General features: G+C 43.4%; 17 protein-coding genes. 10 read left to right on the forward strand and 7 right to left on the reverse strand.

Going from position 1 to position 19,640, the window contains the following annotated elements:
* The 9 genes from WKF69_RS10840 to WKF69_RS10880 form a co-directional block, all read left to right on the forward strand.
* A partial coding sequence (locus tag WKF69_RS10840; protein WP_340381815.1) for an EboA domain-containing protein occupies positions 1-716 on the forward strand: 716 nt, incomplete at its 5' end.
* A 73-nt stretch (positions 717-789) separates the two neighbouring features.
* The gene (locus WKF69_RS10845; protein ID WP_340381816.1) at positions 790-1,776 is read left to right on the forward strand and encodes a TatD family hydrolase; all 987 of its coding nucleotides are present in this window, start codon (positions 790-792) and stop codon (positions 1,774-1,776) included.
* Position 1,777: 1 nt separating this feature from the next.
* Positions 1,778-2,659 (forward strand): UbiA-like protein EboC, encoded by an 882-nt coding sequence (gene eboC / locus WKF69_RS10850; RefSeq protein WP_340381817.1) that lies wholly within the window; start codon positions 1,778-1,780, stop codon positions 2,657-2,659.
* A gap of 69 nt (positions 2,660-2,728) precedes the next feature.
* Positions 2,729-3,877: a 3-dehydroquinate synthase gene (locus WKF69_RS10855; RefSeq protein WP_340381818.1), complete on the forward strand. Its 1,149-nt coding sequence runs from the start codon at positions 2,729-2,731 to the stop codon at positions 3,875-3,877.
* Positions 3,874-5,082, forward strand: a complete 1,209-nt coding sequence (gene eboE, locus WKF69_RS10860) for a metabolite traffic protein EboE (protein ID WP_340381820.1) — start codon at positions 3,874-3,876, stop codon at positions 5,080-5,082. Before WKF69_RS10855 ends, eboE begins: the two co-directional genes overlap by 4 nt.
* Before the next feature lie 74 nt (positions 5,083-5,156).
* Positions 5,157-6,509 carry a nucleotide pyrophosphatase/phosphodiesterase family protein gene (locus WKF69_RS10865; RefSeq protein ID WP_340381822.1) on the forward strand — a complete coding sequence of 451 codons (1,353 nt, stop codon included), beginning with the start codon at positions 5,157-5,159 and terminating at the stop codon, positions 6,507-6,509.
* Positions 6,510-6,667: 158 nt separating this feature from the next.
* Entirely contained in the window at positions 6,668-8,353 is a 1,686-nt protein-coding gene (locus WKF69_RS10870) for an FAD-dependent oxidoreductase (RefSeq protein WP_340381824.1), read from the forward strand.
* 191 nt (positions 8,354-8,544) lie between these two features.
* On the forward strand, positions 8,545-9,819 hold the full coding sequence (locus tag WKF69_RS10875; protein WP_340381826.1) for an amidohydrolase/deacetylase family metallohydrolase: 1,275 nt from the start codon (positions 8,545-8,547) through the stop codon (positions 9,817-9,819).
* 98 nt (positions 9,820-9,917) lie between these two features.
* Positions 9,918-10,364 (forward strand): cytochrome c, encoded by a 447-nt coding sequence (locus tag WKF69_RS10880; protein WP_340381828.1) that lies wholly within the window; start codon positions 9,918-9,920, stop codon positions 10,362-10,364.
* A 13-nt stretch (positions 10,365-10,377) separates the two neighbouring features.
* On the opposite strand, the gene WKF69_RS10885 is transcribed toward WKF69_RS10880, so the two are convergent.
* The 5 genes from WKF69_RS10885 to dinB form a co-directional block, all read right to left on the reverse strand.
* Positions 10,378-11,130, reverse strand: coding sequence for a LytTR family transcriptional regulator DNA-binding domain-containing protein (locus WKF69_RS10885; protein ID WP_340381830.1), 753 nt, complete (start codon positions 11,128-11,130; stop codon positions 10,378-10,380).
* Position 11,131: 1 nt separating this feature from the next.
* Positions 11,132-12,196, reverse strand: coding sequence for a histidine kinase (locus WKF69_RS10890; protein ID WP_340381832.1), 1,065 nt, complete (start codon positions 12,194-12,196; stop codon positions 11,132-11,134).
* A 93-nt stretch (positions 12,197-12,289) separates the two neighbouring features.
* Positions 12,290-12,931: a hypothetical protein gene (locus tag WKF69_RS10895; RefSeq protein WP_340381834.1), complete on the reverse strand. Its 642-nt coding sequence runs from the start codon at positions 12,929-12,931 to the stop codon at positions 12,290-12,292.
* 33 nt (positions 12,932-12,964) lie between these two features.
* On the reverse strand, positions 12,965-15,076 hold the full coding sequence (locus tag WKF69_RS10900; RefSeq protein WP_340381836.1) for a TonB-dependent receptor: 2,112 nt from the start codon (positions 15,074-15,076) through the stop codon (positions 12,965-12,967).
* 135 nt (positions 15,077-15,211) lie between these two features.
* Positions 15,212-16,363 carry a DNA polymerase IV gene (dinB, locus tag WKF69_RS10905; RefSeq protein ID WP_340381838.1) on the reverse strand — a complete coding sequence of 384 codons (1,152 nt, stop codon included), beginning with the start codon at positions 16,361-16,363 and terminating at the stop codon, positions 15,212-15,214.
* Between the two features lie 217 nt (positions 16,364-16,580).
* On the opposite strand from dinB, the gene WKF69_RS10910 reads away from it, so the two are divergent.
* Entirely contained in the window at positions 16,581-17,315 is a 735-nt protein-coding gene (locus WKF69_RS10910; RefSeq protein ID WP_340381840.1) for a hypothetical protein, read from the forward strand.
* Between the two features lie 11 nt (positions 17,316-17,326).
* Here the strand turns inward: WKF69_RS10910 and WKF69_RS10915 are convergent, their stop codons facing one another.
* Together WKF69_RS10915 and WKF69_RS10920 are read right to left on the reverse strand one after the other, a co-directional pair.
* The gene (locus WKF69_RS10915) at positions 17,327-18,505 is read right to left on the reverse strand and encodes a glycosyltransferase family 2 protein (protein ID WP_340381842.1); all 1,179 of its coding nucleotides are present in this window, start codon (positions 18,503-18,505) and stop codon (positions 17,327-17,329) included.
* Positions 18,506-18,558: 53 nt separating this feature from the next.
* On the reverse strand, positions 18,559-19,458 hold the full coding sequence (locus WKF69_RS10920) for a glycosyltransferase family 2 protein (protein WP_340381843.1): 900 nt from the start codon (positions 19,456-19,458) through the stop codon (positions 18,559-18,561).
* Between the last annotated feature and the right edge of the window lie 182 nt (positions 19,459-19,640).

The following is a 19,640-nucleotide window of genomic DNA, read 5'->3' on the forward strand; positions in this document are numbered from 1 at the left end:
TGCCCAGGAAAACCGGCAAGGAGCGTATTCAAATTACTGCCCTGCAAGCGGGCATTATCGAAGAAATCAAGCCCGGCTATGTGTTAAAAGATTGGACTGCAGACCGGCTTTGCCGGGTGTGTTTGCTGATGCATCTGGATCCCTTAGATCAGGATAGATATTTCAGAACTATAGAGAGCCTTTTTCTTGCAGCGGAAATGTCGGAGTTGGTCGCCCTTTATTCGGCACTTCCAGTTTTAGCTCATCCTGAAATTTGGAAGATGCGCTGTGCTGAAGGTATTCGTAGTAACATCTCAACTGTCCTTGAGGCGTTGATGTACGGCAATCCATATCCTGCAGGACATCTTGACGAAAAAGCATGGAACCAGTTAGTGATGAAGGCATTTTTTACGGATAAAGATGTTAACCGGATTTACGGTTTCGATGAACGGGCTAATGCAGAACTGGCGCTTATTATTTCAGATTACGCTCACGAAAGATGGGCTGCTGGTAGAAGCGTAAATCCCTTGCTGTGGAGATCAACAGCAAAATTTATTGACACTCGCCTTCGAAGTGATCTTGAGAAAGTTCTTTCGGAAGGGGAATTGAAAGAGAAACAGGCAGCCGCGCTTGCTATATATAATTCCAATTCACTTGAAGCTAAAGAGCTTCTGAGGAATTATAGCGAATTAGTTTCGGCAATTAAGAAGAAGGAATTAACCTGGGATAAGGTTTAGGGATAAGGCTTAGCGTGTTCAAAACACCTAACACCTAGCACCTAATCCCTAAACAATATTAAATATATATAACATGTGCTGTACACATTCTTTTGAAGATAGAAAGCCCGTTGCAGCTGCTTCGGAAAAGCTAGATCTGGAGGTCATAAAAGGGATGAAGTTTTTTGATCCTCACGTTCATATGACTTCAAGAACTACGGATGACTATCAGGCTATGGCCGATGCCGGAATTGTGGCTTTGATAGAACCGGCATTCTGGTTAGGGCAGCCGCGAACAGGGATTGATAGCTTCCGGGATTATTATAGCAGTTTGGTTGGCTGGGAGAGATTTCGGTCGTCTCAGTTTGGCATAAAGCATTATTGTACCATTGGGCTTAATTCGCGTGAAGCAAATAATGAAAAGCTTGCTGAAGAGGTAATGGAATTGCTACCACTATTTATTTATAAAGAAGGTGTGGTTGGTATTGGTGAGATTGGTTTCGACGACCAAACAGCCGCAGAAGAAAAATATTACCGGGCACAGCTGGAGCTCGCCAAGGAATCGGGCCTGCCAGTACAAATCCATACCCCGCACCGCGATAAGAAAAGGGGAACCCAACGAAGCATGGATATTGCTATTGAGCATGGGCTTGATCCGTATAAAGTAATTGTCGATCATAACAATGAGGAAACCGTCAAAGAGGTCCTTGACAAAGGTTTTTGGGCAGCGTTTACAATATATCCATTCACCAAAATGGGAAATGAACGCATGGTTGAAGTAGCTAAACAATATGGTCCGGAGAGGATAATGATCAATTCAGCTGCAGACTGGGGTATTAGTGATCCGGTGGCTGTACCAAAGACGGCAGCCTTGATGAAAATTAAAGGAATCAGTGAAGAAGCAATAAAGCTGATCACGTATTCCAATGCGATTAAGGCATTCGCCCAAAGCGGACAGATCGATGAAAAGGACTTCACCAGCCCGGGTTCGGTAGATCAAAGCCAAAAGTTTGAGGGTAATACGGTCCTGCGTGGCGGTCAACAGCCCCGAACCGATAAATCGTCTATTATTATAAGCTAAGTTGGCCAAGATCCATACCTACCTGCGTTTAGTTCGCCCGGCGAATATCGTAACATCGGTTGCAGATGTGCTGGCTGGTATCGCTATATCGGGATATTTTTTGAATGGAAATATAAATTATAGCTCAGTTTTACTTTTGTGTGTCTCCACTGTTGGCTTGTATTCTGGAGGCATAGTTTTCAATGATGTTTTCGATGCAGATCTCGATAAAATAGAACGTCCGGAACGAGCTATTCCCAGCGGAGATATCGGGATCGGCGAAGCCTGGATTCTTGGCTCTATCCTCCTGATAATTGGAGTAATATCTGCTCTTAGCTTCAGCTTGTTTTCTGGTATGATCGCCCTGGCTATTGCAATCGCAGCGCTGATCTACAATAAGTTTAGTAAACATTACTCGTTTCTTGGTCCGTTGAATATGGGTTTATGCCGGGGAATGAATTTATGGCTTGGGTTAAGTATCCTTTCTTATAGCTTCAATCAGTGGCAGATCCTTGGAATTATCCCGCTGATCTATATTTTTTCTATCACGATGATCAGCCAGGGAGAAGTGCATGGGGGTAATATAAGAAACCTTTATATTGGCGGAGGCTTATATCTTATTGTGATCTGTTTTATTTTAACGGCTTCACGAATTCAAGATAACATGCTGCTAACTTTATTGTTTCTGCTGCCTTTCGCCTATATGATCCTTTCCCCATTATTTAATGCAATTGAAGATCCCGTAGGGAAAAACATTGGAAAGGCGGTGAAAGCGGGAGTGATTTCACTGATCCTAATGGATGCAGCATGGGCAGCCGCTTTTGGCTCCGTTTACGCAGCAATTGGGATCGCCTGTCTTTTGCCAATTTCTATTTGGCTGGCTAAACGTTTTGCCGTTACTTAGCGGATAATTATTTTATCATTTAATTTACAGGCTCATCCGGAAAAATTCCGGCTCTGATTTGCTCTTAATATGGAACACCTTCAGCAGTCTTTTAATATAAAATTCGAATACAAAGTTTATTTCACTTCGGGCCTTTTTGATGTTTCTAATAGGCTTTTTAGTGATTTTATAAGTGACAAAGGATCGCCTGAAATTCCCCGAAAGATACTTTTCGTGTTAGATCAGGGCGTGATAGATGCAGGAACTGATGTCGTTTCCCAGGTGAAGGATTATTTTGCCCAGTACTCTTCTATAAAGCTTGTTCAGGATTTCATTATCGTTCCGGGCGGAGAGGTTGTAAAGAATGATACCAGGTATTTTGACATGATCCTGGAAGCAGTTAATACTCATAAGGTGGACCGCCATTCTTACATCGCTGCAATTGGCGGTGGATCCGTTCTGGATCTCGTCGGATATGCTGCGGCAGTATCTCATAGAGGCATAAAACATATTCGCATTCCGACTACAGTTCTGTCACAAAATGACTCGGGAGTTGGTGTGAAAAACGGCATAAACTATTTCGAAAAGAAGAATTTTTTGGGAACTTTTGCTCCACCGGTTGCGGTGTTTAATGATGATCTATATCTTAAGACTCTGGATGACCGTGACTGGCGGTCTGGAATTTCTGAAGCCATTAAGGTTGCACTGATTAAAGACCCGGCTTTTTTTGTCTGGCTTGAGGGTAATGCCCGCTCCCTTTCATCCAGGGATTTGACAGCTATGAATTATCTGGTTCACCGTTGTGCCGACCTGCACATGCAGCACATCGCTGGCCGTGATCCGTTCGAAACGGGGTCATCAAGGCCTCTGGATTTTGGTCACTGGAGTGCCCATAAACTTGAACAACTTTCGAATTTTGAAGTTTTGCATGGTGAAGCTGTCGCGATGGGCATGGCGCTGGATACTGTGTATTCAAATCTGTGCGGCCGTTTGTCTGATGATGAAACAGACAGAATTATTGGCCTCTTGAAAGAATTTGGCTTTGAATTAACTCATCCTCTAATGGAAGTTGAAGGAGAGGATAGTGCTATTCTGCGCGGACTCGAAGAGTTTCGGGAACACCTTGGCGGAAGGCTAACTATTATGCTTCTTGATAAAATTGGCGCAGGAACTGAAGTTCACGAAATCGATGCAGAGCTCCTGAAACAAGCAGGAAAGAAACTTAAAGCATATCAATGAAACTTACTGCAGGACATTTAACATATTGCACCAATATTCATGCGGGAGAATCGTGGACGGATCATTTTGAGTCGCTTAAAGAAAAGTTTCCGCTAATAAAAGAAAAGGTTTCGCCAGACCGGCAAATGGGTATTGGCTTAAGACTATCCAATACCGCGAGTATTGAGCTTCAGCATAAAGAAAAGCTGGAAGAGTTTAAATCCTGGTTAAAGGAGAATGATGCCTATGTTTTTACAATGAATGGCTTTCCTTACGGGAACTTCCACCACGCTGTTGTTAAAGACCAGGTGCATGCGCCAGACTGGACGACCGACGAAAGATTAGATTACACATTGCGTTTATTTGATATACTGGCTGAACTGCTTCCTGCAGGTATGGATGGCGGTGTATCGACATCCCCATTAACCTACAGATATTGGTATACATCTAAGAAAGAATTGTCGGAAGCGACCAGAATCGCTACAGACAATGTTGTTTTAATACTGGAGAAATTAATTCATCATAAGAATAACCGGGGTGTGATCATGCACCTGGATATAGAACCAGAACCTGACGGCTTGTTGGAGACCGGGCGGGAATTTATCGATTGGTATCAAAATGTACTTTTACCTGCAGCAAAGGATATACTTAGCGCCAGGCTCACTCTTTCCGATGAAGAGATAGTAAACGCTGCTAGAGAACATATTTGCCTTTGCTACGACGTTTGTCATTTTGCGATTGGATATGAACCACATCCGAAAATAATAAACGAGCTGTTTGAAAATAAAATACGGGTTGGGAAGATCCAGATCAGTGCTGCATTAAAGTCAGATCTGCCATCAGAAGCGGCCTCACGAGATCTAATTTCTGATGCTTTCTCAAAATTCAATGAACCAACTTATTTGCATCAGGTTGTAGCAATGAAACATGATCAGGATTTAATACGTTATCGTGATCTCCCGGAGGCATTAGATGATATTCAAAATTCAGAAGTTAAGGAGTGGCGTGCTCATTTTCATGTTCCTGTCTTCCTTGAAGATTTGGGCTTGTTAAAATCTACCCAATCTGATATTGTGGAAGTACTGAGAATTCAAAGTGCACAGCCCTTTACTGCCCATCTTGAAGTGGAAACCTATACCTGGGAAGTTTTGCCGGATACGCTAAAGGCGCCAATTGAGCAGTCTATTAGCAGGGAATTAAATTGGGTTAGAGAAGTGTTAGAATAGAGTCAGGAACGTATACTGACGAACAAACGCAAAGGAATCAAAGCGGGGGAGACGCTTATAGCTCAAGCAGAATTATGAATAAAACAGTTGTCATCGATGTTGTAGGCCTTTCCTCTTCGATAATTGGAGATCATACTCCGTTCCTTAAAGAATATATAGCCGGCAAAAACCTGGTGAATATTGAACCAGTTTTTCCCGCAGTAACAACATCTGCTCAGTCGACTTATGTAACAGGTAAATGGCCGGATACCACAGGGATTGTAGGGAATGGCTGGTACGATCATGCAGATTGCGAGATAAAATTCTGGAAGCAGTCAAACAAGCTGGTGGCAGGGGAAAAGATTTGGGAGAAGGCAAAAAAGGAAGATCCATCGTTTACCTGCGCTAAGATGTTCTGGTGGTATAATATGTATTCATCTGCTGATTATGCGGTAACACCCCGTCCAAATTATCTTGCCGACGGAAGAAAAATGCCGGATTGTTATTCACAACCCCCAGAACTGCGAGATATCCTTCAGGAGAAGCTGGGACAGTTTCCATTGTTTCAATTTTGGGGCCCGGGGGCTAATATCAAGTCGACACAGTGGATAGCAGATGCATCAATAATTACAGATGAGCTTTATGACCCGACGCTTACGCTAATCTATCTTCCGCACCTGGATTATTGTCTTCAGAAATTCGGCCCTGATCTTTCAAAGATCCACCGGGAATTGAACGAAATTGATCAAGTGCTTAAAAAGCTTGTCTCATTTTATGAAAAAAGGGGTGCGGAAGTAGTAATTCTCTCAGAATATGGAATATCGCCGGTCAATAATCCTATCCATATTAACAGGGTGTTCCGGGAAAATGATCTCCTGAATATTCGCATTGAGAGAGGACTGGAGCTTCTGGACGCCGGCGCTTCCAAAGCTTTTGTAGTCGCCGACCATCAGGTTGCACATGTCTATATCAATGACCAATCGGTCAAAGAAAAAGTCAGGGCTTTGCTGGAAACTATTCCAGGAATCGAGCTTATTCTTAATAAAGAAGAGCAGAAGGCGCACCATATCAATCATGAGCGCTCCGGGGACCTGGTTATCATGGCTGACAAGGACAGCTGGTTCACGTATTATTTCTGGCTTGATGATGCAAAAGCTCCGGATTATGCACGGTGTGTCGATATTCATAAGAAACCTGGATACGATCCGGTAGAGATGTTTATGAGCTCGAAGCTGAGAGCCGGATACAAATTATTGAAAAAGAAAGCTGGGTTTCGATATGTGATGGATGTGATCCCACTCGATGCTAATCTTATCAAAGGATCCCATGGACGTTTCCAGGTTGAAGCGCAGTACAAACCAGTATTTCTTTCCCGATATAAGCATCAGAAGGACAATATTTCCGCACCGGAAGTATTTAATACCATATGGAACATATTGAAAGGCTGAATGGCTGGAAAGTTCTAAGCACTAACTGGAACTTGATCTAAAATCGCTGGAAAGTATTTGATGGCAAGAGGACCAAAGTGGTTGCCATTCAGAAGAAGAGTACTGTTCATGCCTGCGAGATAGTATAGACAAATATTTTAAGCAAATAAAACAATGATATGCGAGAACTAACCAAGCAAATAGGAATTTTATGTCTTCTTCTCAACTTCTGGTCGTGCGTGGGTTCATCCATTCGCACTGCTAATGATGCAACCGGAACGTACCAGGCCGATCTGATTGTATACGGGGGCACTTCTGCTGCAATTACTTCTGCTGTGCAAGCCGCCCGAATGGGCAAGAGCGTGCTCGTGGTTTCACCCGATACCCATCTGGGTGGCCTGTCGTCGGGAGGTTTGGGCTTTACCGACACGGGCAACAAGCAAGTAATTGGCGGACTGGCCAGAGAGTTTTACCACCGGATCTACCTTCATTATCAGAAAAACGATTCCTGGCATTGGCAAAAGAAGGAAGAGTACGGCAACAAAGGGCAGGGAACACCGGCCATTGATGGGGCCGAGCGCACCATGTGGATATTTGAACCACATGCTGCTGAGTCCGTTTTTGAAGACCTGGTGAAGGAACACGGGATTAAAGTTTTCCGTGATGAGTGGCTAAATCGGGAGAACGGAGTTAAAAAAGAAAATGGCCGGATCACCTCTATTAAGACTCTTAGCGGCAAGACGTTTCGTGGCAAAATGTTCATCGACGCTACCTATGAGGGCGATTTGATGGCAGCGGCCAAGGTTAGTTATCACGTGGGCCGGGAGGCCAACAGTGTATACGGTGAGACCTGGAACGGCATCCAGGTTGGTGTGCTGCACCACGGTCACCATTTCAAGACCGACATCAGCCCATACAAAATCATTGGCGATCCTACCAGCGGACTACTACCGCTCATATCAGCGGATAATCCTGGAGTAAAGGGCGCTGGCGACAAGAAACTGCAGGCCTATTGCTTCCGCATGTGCCTGTCCAACAATCCTGATAACAGGGTGGCTTTCCCACGGCCCGAGGGATACGATCCCAAGCAGTATGAATTGCTGGTTCGGGTATTTGATGCTGGCTGGAATGAGTTGTTCAATAAATATGACCCAATTCCGAACCGCAAGACCGATACCAATAACCACGGCCCCGTCAGCACCGACTACATCGGTATGAATTACGACTATCCCGAAGCTTCCTACGAACGGCGTCAGGAGATTGTTAAAGCGCATGAAACCTACCAAAAGGGTCTGATGTACTTTATGGCCAATGACCCTCGTATACCCGCCAAGGTGCAGCAGGAACTACGTCAATGGGGTTTAGCAAAGGATGAGTTCAAAAATAATGGAAACTGGCCTCACCAGATCTATGTGAGGGAGGCTAGGCGAATGATTAGTGATTATGTAATGACTGAGCATGAGACCTTGAGTAAGCGGCCGGTACCTCAACCGGTGGGTATGGGCTCTTATACTCTTGATTCGCATAATATTCAGCGATACGTAAAGCCCGACGGCTTTGTACAGAATGAGGGCGACATTGGTGTAGGGGCCCCTATGCCCTACCAAATTGGATACGGAGCTATTATCCCGAAAAAAGAAGAGTGCCAGAACCTTCTCGTACCAGTGTGTCCTTCCAGCTCTCATATCGCTTTCGGATCGATCAGGATGGAGCCGGTGTTCATGATCCTGGGTCAAAGTGCGGCGACGGCAGCTGTGCAAGCCATTGACAGGGGGGTATCTGTTCAGGATGTAGATTATGAGCAGCTAAAAGTGCAGCTGCTGAAGGATAATCAGAAGCTTAACGCACCGGCATCGAAACTGTAGGATAAACTATGAAGAGAATCGTTGGTAGCGATATCACGGTCCTTAAGTTCTACGACTCCTAAATTCATGTCGAAGCATTTACATCCTGATCAATTAAAAAATTACAAAGGCAGCTTCTGTATTCTCAATTATTTTTGTAAGATTTAACTGTTAGTCTGAAAGACAGATTATTTCTTAAACTCAATTTGTAAATGCGTAAGTTATTTCTAATAATTCTCTCGATTGTAAATATCCAGATTCTTATAGCACAAACCACTGATCCGGCTTACGCTATTATTATTAAAGGCGGACATGTAATGGATCCGAAAAACAATGTTGATGGGATAATGGATGTTGCTATCAACAAAGAAGGAAAGATTGCTGCGGTGTCAAAGAATATTGATCCTAAAACAGCAACCCGGGTTTTAAACGCAAAAGGACTAGTCGTTATTCCTGGTATTATTGATATGCATACCCATAATTTTGCAGGAGTTGAGCCTGATCGATATTTACGAAATAGTTATTATGCAAATATGCCTGATGGGTTTACATTCCGTGTGGGTGTAACTACAGTTGTGGATGCTGGAAGTGCCGGCTGGAAAACCTTTGAAAAGTTTAAAGATCAAACAATCGACAGATCAAGAACACGGGTTCTCGCCTTTCTAAATATTGTGGGAGAGGGTATGCCTGGTGGCTCCTTTGAGCAAAACAATGATGACATGGATGCACGTAAATCTGCAGAAATGGCAACCAGGTACAGGAACCTTATCGTAGGATTCAAAATCGCGCATTATAACAAACCAGACTGGGTGCCCATTGACCGCGCTATAGAAGCGGGAAAAATGTCGGGAAACCTCCCTGTTATTGTGGACTTCGGTGGTGGAGGATTGTCATTAGAAGAATTAACGATGAAGAAATTCCGGCCGGGTGATATCTATACGCATACTTATGGGGGAGGCGGTGCCGGGCGTGAAGGGATAACAGATTCGGTTACCAGGCGACTGCGTCCGTTTGTTTTTGAAGCACAAAAAAGAGGAGTTATATGGGATGTAGGACACGGGGCAGCAAGCTTTTCCTTCTCTCACGCTATACCTGCAAGTAAGGCAGGCTTCTGGCCCGATGTTATCAGTACCGATCATCATGGAGGAAGTATGAACTCGGCAATGAAAGACATTCTGAACGTTATGACTAAAATGAGAGCACTTGGTATGAGTGTTCCAGCTATTATAAATTCAGTAACCTGGAAACCTGCTCAGGTTATTCACCATGAAGAATTAGGAAATTTATCAGTTGGTTCAGAAGGGGATGTAACCGTACTCCGTATTCGTAAAGGGAAATTCGGGGTCTATGATCAGATGGGCGAGAAAGTTTCTGCTAAGGAGAAGTTTGAAGCAGAAGCTACTATAAAGGGCGGAAGAGTGTTTTATGATCTGAACGGATTAACCACCCCGATCCCAAGAGTTGCAAACGGGCTACCGGCCCTCTAAATTTAGGAATTTAATGAAGTGCAGGATACAGATTTGGGATAATACATCGTTTTATTAGTTATACAAATGATGTGTTAAACACGAAGTGTGGTAGGAATATGGGAAAGCTAAAGTTTGTATTAATCGTTACTTGTGGAAGTATTCTCGCTTTTTCCTTTAATGTGAAATATACAGGTATCCAGGAACCGTGGAAAGCTCCTGCTGCAGCTGACACCCTGGTTAGCCCCTATCTGATCGAACCGCTGACCTTGCCTCAGGGCCAGGAGATCTATACGATTTATTGTGCTTCATGCCATGGACATCAGGGTATGTCGGATGGGACTGCGACAAATAATCTGAAGGTCAAACCATTGAAATTCCAGGATAAAAAGGTTAGCTCCCAAACGAACGGTGCGATATTCTGGAAGATCCGTGAAGGTCGTGGCGAAATGCCATCGTTTAGAGATGTTCTTTCGGATGAGCAAAAATGGCAGATGGTGGAATATATACGCGATATATCCAAACCTTACGAGGAGCAATTGAATCCATTGAAGGCCAGGCATTGAGTTGTTTACCCGCCTAGATATCGAACCGATCTCGGAGGCTATCACTAAAAGATCTGCCGGAGCTTACTTTGGTGTTTTCTTTGTCTGACAGCAAGAATACCAGTGAGCCATTAAAGCTCTTCCTGATCTCCTTTATTTTATCGGTGTTTATAATAGAACCCCGATGTATACGGACGAAATTGTCCGGTAATCTTTCTTCCAAACCTGCCAGTGTGAAATCTGTAAGATGACTATTTCCATCTGCTGTTCGCAGAAAAATGTACTTGTCCTCGGCTTCAATGTGAACTATATCTTCCAATTTAATCAGTAGTATCTTATCACCAATCTTTACAGTTAATGTTCTAAGCTCCTTTTTAGGCTTAAGATGATCAATCAAGGATTGCAGCGAAGCGAAATCCGGACTCAATGTCTTGTAGAGTCTGAGTTTTTTTACGCTTTTTTCTAAGCGGTCTTTTTCTACAGGCTTCAGCAAATAATCAACGGAGTTTTCTTCAAAGGCTTTAATCGCGTATTGATCATAAGCTGTTGTGAAAATCACTTTCGGCTGGTGCGTTAAGCGGCCTAACATCTCAAATCCGTTAAGCAGCGGCATTTCAATATCGAGAAAGATCAGCTCCGGTTTATGCTCTTCAACGAGGTCCAGCCCCTCCTGTCCATTGGAAGCTTCAGCCATGATTTGAAAGAACTCAAATGGCTTCAATAACCTAATCAAGCGCTTGCGGGCAAGCTCTTCATCGTCAATTATGATACATGTAATTGAATCCATATTAGTTCATCATTGGCAAAGTGATCCGAATAGATTTTTCCGGGGTATTTATAAATTCAATTTCGTAGCCATCCTGATAAAGCAGACTCAGCTTATCGAATGTGCTTTGCAATCCGTACCCGGCATTTAGTTCTTCAGGGAATGCTACCCCGTTGTCAGCTACGGTAAGTATTAACTTTGTGCCGCTGCTCACGACCCTTACATGCAGAATCGCATCTTTCATCTTATCTGCAAGGCCGTGTTTTAGTGCATTTTCAACTAAGGGTTGTATTAAGAACCTGGGGATTTGTTTGTCGAGAACAGAATCGTCAGCCTCTGTAATAAAGGTTATGCGGTCACCAAAGCGAATCTTTTCGATATCAAAATATGTATTGACAACTTCGATCTCTTCCCGTACCGTTGCGAAATTTTCCTGTTGTGAATTAATGCTGTATCGAAATAATTTGGAAAGCTTAAGCGTCATATCTTCAGCCTTTTCAGCATCTTCATGTATTAAAACTGCAATTGAATTTAAAGAATTGTATAAAAAATGAGGATTGATCTTCGACTGCAATGTTTGAAGTTCGGCCTGAGTTTTCAGCTGTTTTAATTTAATTACTTCCAGCTCCTGTTGGGATATCGTCAGCGCATATTTTGACTTTTGAGTTTCATAGATAAATAAGATACTGCAAACCATCACTGCTATCGTAAGATTAAAAGCTAATTGATCAGGGTGGCCTAAGAATACATACGGTTCGCCCCAGAATTGCCAGAGAAGGATATATGATAACTCTGTTCCGATAATCATGCCAAGCACACAGCCGCCATAATAAGTTATGATAGGTAGCCATTTGCCATGCAGATTTTTCGACAGAATATATTTAGCAAAGCAAATGACATTTGAAATAGAAAGCGAAATAACTATGCTAAACATGTAGGTAGCCATCATGTGCGGAAACCTGATTCTGAACTCTGAAAAAACGAATACGAAGATGTTTATAATGGATCCGATGATAAATCCAATCAAAAGGCCCTGCATGTTGATGCCAGCCCAATGAGAGGGCATATTTTTTAGTGATCTGATCATAGTCTCTTTACTAATTTACCTTAATGACTTTACTAACTTGCTAAATATTTTAAAGGGTTATCCGGGACTTGCGCTTTTTAGGTAAGATGACACTTATTGGCATTGGGCAAGCAGCATTTTCGCGCGCTCATTCCCCCAGCTTGGTGCCAGGTCTGCGATGGCTTTGTATGTATCGTATTTTTTAACAGCTTCCTCCAGTAGTTTTTTGGCTGCAGACTTGCCACCCCCAAAGGCTTCCGGAGTATAAAATGTATTCTGTCCCTGCACAAAGTAAGGTCGTGGGTTTTGCGGATCTAACTGTTTGGCTTTTCCCAGGGAGGCGTTGGAATCGCCGATCAAAGCAAACCTGCTTTGTGGATCAACCGACATCTTCATAAATTGGGCATATCCTTTAACGGTATAGATTTCACTGTTATCAGGTGACATCACAGTTGCTCTTTCGATCTGGCTAAGCGCTTTGTCGAAATATTGATCTTTTTGGTTAGGATCTTCAGAAACTAAACCCGCGACAAGGTTGGCGTATGCAGAGTAATATAGCGGCATCCAATTTTGACTTTCTGCCATAGCGATGCGTTCAAAATGATTCGCAGTACCAACAAAACTCTCTGATGTTTTGGCGATAGACAATAATTCAAGTCCTTTCTTCATAGCTGACTGGTAAGTTTCTGACTGTGCGAATACGCTGGTGCTTGTTAGCAAGTTGGCGACTAGAAGCATTTTTGTTAAAGTTTTCATGTTGTTTTGTTTTAGAGTGTATGGATGAGTTGTTTATCGTACGAATGTGTCGTCTCCGATCGTCATTAAAAGTCCGACGAAGATGTCCCTGGCGGCTGCAGGCTTAACGGCCTGCCGGTATTGCCCGCTGGCTGAATAATGGTAGCCGTAGATGTTTTTGAATCCCGGAATATTATTTGCTGATACATATATTACCGTAAATTTTTTGAAGATGTGAGTCAGATAGCTCACATTCATGCTGAGATTATTGTAAGTTTTGGTCTCATCGGCCAGGTAAACTGGATTGTTGGGATTAACATATGTTCTCCCGCTTGCGAAAGTGTAGGTGGCGCCAACCTGCGAGTCTAGCTTGTCGAAGAACTTTTTATACACCACGTTTAATGTGTGCTTTGCAGCGAATGGAGGGACGGAGAGAGTTGGATAGTCTTTAAAGTCTCTTTTTGTATCCAGATACGAGTATGAGATCCAGTAATCTGACCCCTTGAAGGTCTTTTTATCCCTCCAGAAAATATCCAGCCCTTTGGCGTAACCATGACCAGAGTTGTCAAGGTATGCAGGCGTGTTTTTGGCTAATTGATTATAGGCCTTATAGTAAATTTCTGCCCGGAAGGTTTGTTGATTAGTCGAGTTCTGAAAATTGGCGATGTAGTGATCAGCCAGCTCGTAGTCGAGTGGTTGTATAATAAGCTGAGAGTCCTCGGGGTTCTGATAGAAACGTCCGTAGGCTAAGGAGACCTGGCTGCTCTTACCGGTCTTGTAGCTCAATGATGAACGGGGAGCAAGGTTGAATTTATTAATGTATGTTGAATATTCCGTCCTTAGTCCTAAGCGAAACACCAGTTTCCGCGTAACGAATAGATCCGTTTCCATGTACCCCGCGCTCAGCTGGTCGCTGTACCCGCGGTGTAGATCATTCAAATTCTCCTGACGTTTAAACATGAATGTTTCGGTGCCGAATTTCAATGTCGACGAGGAGCCGAAATAGTTATTAAGAGTTACGCGACCTTGTAAAAGCCGGTCGGTTCGTCCATAAATATCATCGCCAGTTTGACCCTCGTCGTGGTTATTACTGTAAGACAATCCGCCTTGCAGTTTCCATTTGCTGCCGAGGAATTCCTGATAGGATGTGTTTAAATAGGTGTTCTTATTATTATTCTTTAGATAGCTTTTAACCTGAGGCTCGTCAGGGTTTGTTTTAAACGCAGCTATAAGTGAATGGCTTGTCTCACTATACCATTTGAACATTCCTGTTTTGGACGTTTTTAATTTGTATTGCAGAGTCCCGCCATATTGCTCGGGTGCTTTATCCCAATCCGTGTGTTGTTTGATTATCGAGAAAGCGGGCTTGAGATTATAGTAAAATCCCCCTACCGTGAGAGCACTGTTCTTAAATCGCGAAGTTTGATCAGCGCTTGCGCCGACACTGAGAACAGAAAGAGCAGTAGTCGTTTTTTCTGGAATATCTTTGCTTTCAAGCATCAGCGCAGAAGACAAAGCCTGACCATACTGTGCGGAATAACCTCCCGCAGAGAATGAGGTGCCTTTAAACAGGAAGGGAGAAAAACGCCCCCGTGATGCCTGATCAGGAAGGCTCGTGTTGAATGGGGTTTTGACAAGCATTCCATCAAAGAATGTCTTAGCCTCCGAAGCGGATCCCCCGCGAACGAACAAGCCACTTTCCGAGAATGATGTTTGTGTTCCCGGAAGGGTTTGTAATGCAGCAAAAATATCAGCAGTACCGCCCGCGGTTGTGGCTATATCAAGTGAAGTAAGTACTGCTCCCTTCCTGGAATCGCCGGCTTCAAACACTCCTGCTGTAATGGTTACGACATCCAGTTCATTATATCCCTCTTTTAATTTCAGATGAAGTTCAACAACGGTTCCGTTCATTTCAATTTTTACACTATCGGTGCTGTAATTGATAGATGAAAACAATACAACTTGTACTCCACTGGCTTCACTGTTAAAACTGAAATGTCCCGTACTATCTGATGATGTTCCATCATAAGAATTTTTGATCATGATGTTTACGTTGGCAAGCGGCAGCCCTTTTTCTGTGCTCACTGTTCCGGTGATCCGGGTTTGCGCCTGAGTGATCCCGGTTAAACTAATAGCAATTAATAGTAATAGTAGAGTCTTCATCATTCATCTATCTGATGGGATAAAGTTGCGGCAGAAAAGCACCTTTCAGAAGGATTTACCGACCAATGGAAGAAAATGGAGGATGAACAACAAATTGTTGGGTCCGATGTCAATCGTTTGTGACCGGGTTCAAGAATTTTATATGCGTAAGCCTATGGTCGATGCCAGCTTAACCGATTTTTCACCGAAGCGGTCGCGGATCTTATCCATAGCCTGATATAAGTTATACCGTTCTTCTGACGAGCTATAAAGTCCAATTTGCTCATGTCCGCTAACCATGTCAGATAACCTTACGCCAACCAGCCTCAGTAGTGTTTTATGGTCATAGACTTTATCGAAAAGTTCTTTCGCTTTGGCGATGAGCAGTGAGTCAAGTGATGTGTACGGAATTTTAACTTGCTGTGTGTGAGTGTCAAAGTTGGAGTAGCGTATGGTTACAGTAATGCAGGAGGTTAGCTTTCTTTGCGAGCGCAATTGGTAAGCAAGCTCAGTTACCATTGAAGTCAATAACTGTTTGATCCGTTGTGTGTCGATACTATCTGCATGAAATGTACTTTGGGTGCCAATTGACTTTCGCTCACGGTAAGGGCTAACCGGCGAATCGTAGATTCCATTCGCTTTTTTCCAGAGGTCCGTTCCAACTACACCAAAAAAGTCATTCAGTTCGTCCTGTGATATTTTTGCCAGCTCCCCGATTGTTAGAATGCCCCGCTCAGTTAGTTTGCTGAATGCTGATTTGCCCAAACCGGGGATTTTTTTGATTGACAGCGGAGAGAGGAATGCCTGAACCTCAGTTTTCGTAACTTGTAACTCCCCATTAGGCTTAGATTCATTTGTGGCCATTTTTGCCAGGGTTTTGTTGTACGATAACCCGAATGAGAGCGGAAGGCCAGTTTCCTTAGTGACAAGTCTCCTCAGGTCTTGTGCGAAAAGCATGGTATCATGGAACCGGGCCATTCCGGTCATGTCGATGTAGTGCTCATCAATTGAAGCTTTCTCCAGGACCGGAACACGCTCGAGCAAAATATCAGTAACCATATGAGAGTAATTGCTATAGTCTTCCATATTCCCCCGAACGAAGATCGCATGCGGACAAAGCCGAGCGGCAAGTTTGGATGACATCGCAGAATGCACCCCGAATTTCCGTGCTTCATAACTACAGGAGGTAACAACACCGCGGCCTGAACTACCGCCCACGATCACCGGTTTCCCTGCCAGGCTCGGATTTTTTAAGATCTCAACAGATACAAAAAATGCATCCTGGTCTATATGAATGATCTGTTTGTCCATAAGGAAAGATTATGTGCAGCTGTAAAGATATGCTAAATATATTAGTATTTTAATTGAGTTCAGTCTTCTGTCGTGCAGATGCAGATAATTCGCAGGCTCGATATGATCACGATAGTAGCAACACCGATAAACATTTTCTTTAGCGGGAGCTTACGACTACCCACGTTATCTTGTATATGATTGTAATGATTGTTAACTTTGGATAAATCCCACGATCATGAAAAATTATATTAAATCAGCGTCTTACGTTTTATCGGCGGTGCTGCTGGTATGTGTAATGAGCTTTTCATTCAAAAAGCAAAATAATAGTATTGTTAACGGTGCGTGGAAATTCCAGAGCGGCCCAGTGGAGCAGGTATTGATCTTGAATGATGGATATTTCATGCACACCACTTTTGATAAAGCAAAAAAGCAATTAATTCAAACCCGGGGTGGGGCTTACAAGTATGCGGGGAGCCAGCTTGAGGCAACTATTGAGTTCAGCCCTAACATGAAAGGGGAAATCGGGCAGACAAAGAAATATTCTTTTTCTACAAATAAGGACCGTCTGGCTTCTGATATCAATGGTAAAAAAGAGATCTGGACTATGCTTGATAACGGCAAGGGGCCAATGGTAGGAACCTGGAGAAGTTCCGGACGTATGCAGGATGGGAAGGTCGTGCTAAGTCCGCCAAGGGCAAGGAAAACCTTCAAGCTAGTTACAGGATCAAGATTCCAATGGGCAGCCATTAACGCTGAAACCAAAGAGTTCTTTGGTACAGGCGGCGGCAGCTACACTTATAAAGACGGAAAGTACACCGAAACTCTTGATTTCTTTACCAAGGATAGTACCCGCGTGGGGGCATCGCTGACGTTTGATGGTAAGATTGAAGGCGACCTTTGGCATCATTCAGGATTGAGTTCTCAGGGTGCGAAGATGTATGAGATCTGGAAGATGGAGCCTAAGCAATAGGCATTTCAGCTTTAGATATTTCCTTTTTTCCGAACCGCTTTTTCCCATACAGCGCTTTGCTGTTTAGTCACATATCTTATTATCCCCATTATTACAGCGTAGTTCATCACGCAAAAATAGTAGGGGATGAAAAATATCTTTATCCGAAGCCGCCGGTTTTCCAGTAACATACCCGCTATAGCGAATGCGTAAAATAGCAGCTGGGCGATTAGCAGCAGCCAATAAATGGACTGACTGGTTTCAAAAACGAGAGCAACATTCATAAGCAATAGAAGAATGAGAAGAGAAGGCGCTATTGTCCATCTTAAAACGCGGTGGCTTATATACTGAAAGCTTAAAAGCCCATAACGGAAAATATTTAGCAGGGGTAATAGCCTCAAAATCGACTGTATTCCGCCAGCTGCAATACGGATCTTTCGTTTCAATTCTTCCGTGATATTGTCGGATGCATACTCAAGAGCGTATGATTGGGGCTCGTAAACTATCCGGTAATCTTTTGCTGCCACCAGCATCGAGATCATAAAATCATCCAGAATAGTGTCGTCGGGAACGGGCTGATACAACTCTCTCCGCACACTAAAAAGTTCACCCGCTGCCCCTACTACGGTAAAAAGTTCCGAATCCCACTTCTTTAATGCGGATTCGTACTTCCAGTAAAAGCCTTCCCCCGCCGCTCCTGCATCCGCTGATTCTTCCACCCGGATCCTTTTCTCTCCGGCAACGGCGCCAATCTTTGCATCAGAATAATGGCGTGCAATATTGACTAATGCCTCTTTATTAAGTATAGTGTTAGCATCGGTGAAAATAACTATCTCGGAGCTTAGGGTCTCAAAAGCCCGGTGCATTGCTGCAACTTTACCGCGTCGCAGATCCTCATGCATTAGCCTTATACCAGGATATTCTGAAATAATATCCGGCGTTTTGTCGTTCGAGCCATCCGTGATAAACAATATCTCAAGCTTTCCAGGTTCATAGTCAAGCGCAAGAGTGTTTTCGATCTTTTCTCTGATGAAACCTTCCTCATTATATGCGGCGATAACCAGTGTGCAGGAAGGTAGCTTTTCGGAAGCAGGCAATACTCGTTTTCCTTTTATGATCCGCCGGATAACAACCATAGTATAGAGCACAATGCCGTATCCGACAAACGTATATATTATTAAAAGGAACGTAATCCAGAAGGTGATGATCATAATGATCTTTTGGGCTTTAACCCTTAATTATTTGTTTGTAATGAGGTTTAAACTTACAGCTCAAAGCTATCTTTTTTATGAGTAAGGTTCCACCATATCCCTTTAAAAAAGGAGCTTGCGAGATCGAGTCTTCGGCTTAAAATGTAGTTAATAAGATTACGTGGCGTCACCACAAATAGGAAGTACACACAAAAGATAAAGACTGATATGGAGGGGGCGTTCCTGCGAATAAACAATATCCGGTTTCGTGTCATAAAATACTCCTTTAATGGGCTTGCTGCGCCTACTGAAAGGGATTCTTTATGCCGGATCTGGGTTTTAGTCTCAACCCAAATGGTATAGCCTGCGCGGCGTATTTTCTCGCACCAGTCCATTTCTTCGTAGTACAGGAAGTAGTTTTCGGGCATTGGGCCGGCTTTTTCGACGGCTTCCACCCTCACCATCATCGCGGCTCCATGGGCGTAGGATGTCGGTCCGAAATGCTGATCGTATTGGCCCTTATCGATTTCAAATTGTCCGACGCATTTATTCCTCCCGGTATTATAATTCATGGCAGTAAATCCGGCGTACTGTATAATTTCAGGGCGATCGTAATACACGATCTTCGGGCTTACAACGCCGATCGTGGGATCATTATCGAGCACATTGGCGAGTGCAGTTATTACATCTTCAAAAATCTCAGTATCGTTGTTGACGAAGAGCAGATAATCGCCGGAAGCTTCTTTAATGCCAAGATTATTACCGCCAGCGAAACCGAGGTTTTCTTCCGAACGAATGAACTTTGCATCTGGGTATTGCCGCCTCAGCCACTCGGTTTTATCCGTTTTGCTGCCATTGTCGACTACTATGATCTCAATATTACTGTAGCGTGCGAACTTTTTTACCGAATACAGGAGCTGAAGAGTAATATCTGCGTGGTTATAGTTTACAGTAATAAGGGAGACTTTCTTCAATTTCGGTTTCTATTGAGGCAGTAAATTAAAGAAATAACCCGGAATTAGAACTACTGGATATGTACCTATGGAAGTTTAAACCTGCCTGCGGTAGGCAGGCACGGAGGACACAGAGCACACAAGGTGGAACTGACTCGTCCTTAATTAGGTTGACAGTTTTTATAAAGATAAATACATTTATT

It is taken from the genome of Daejeonella sp., from assembly GCF_037719425.1.
In the GTDB taxonomy this organism is placed as follows: Bacteria; Bacteroidota; Bacteroidia; order Sphingobacteriales; family Sphingobacteriaceae; genus Daejeonella.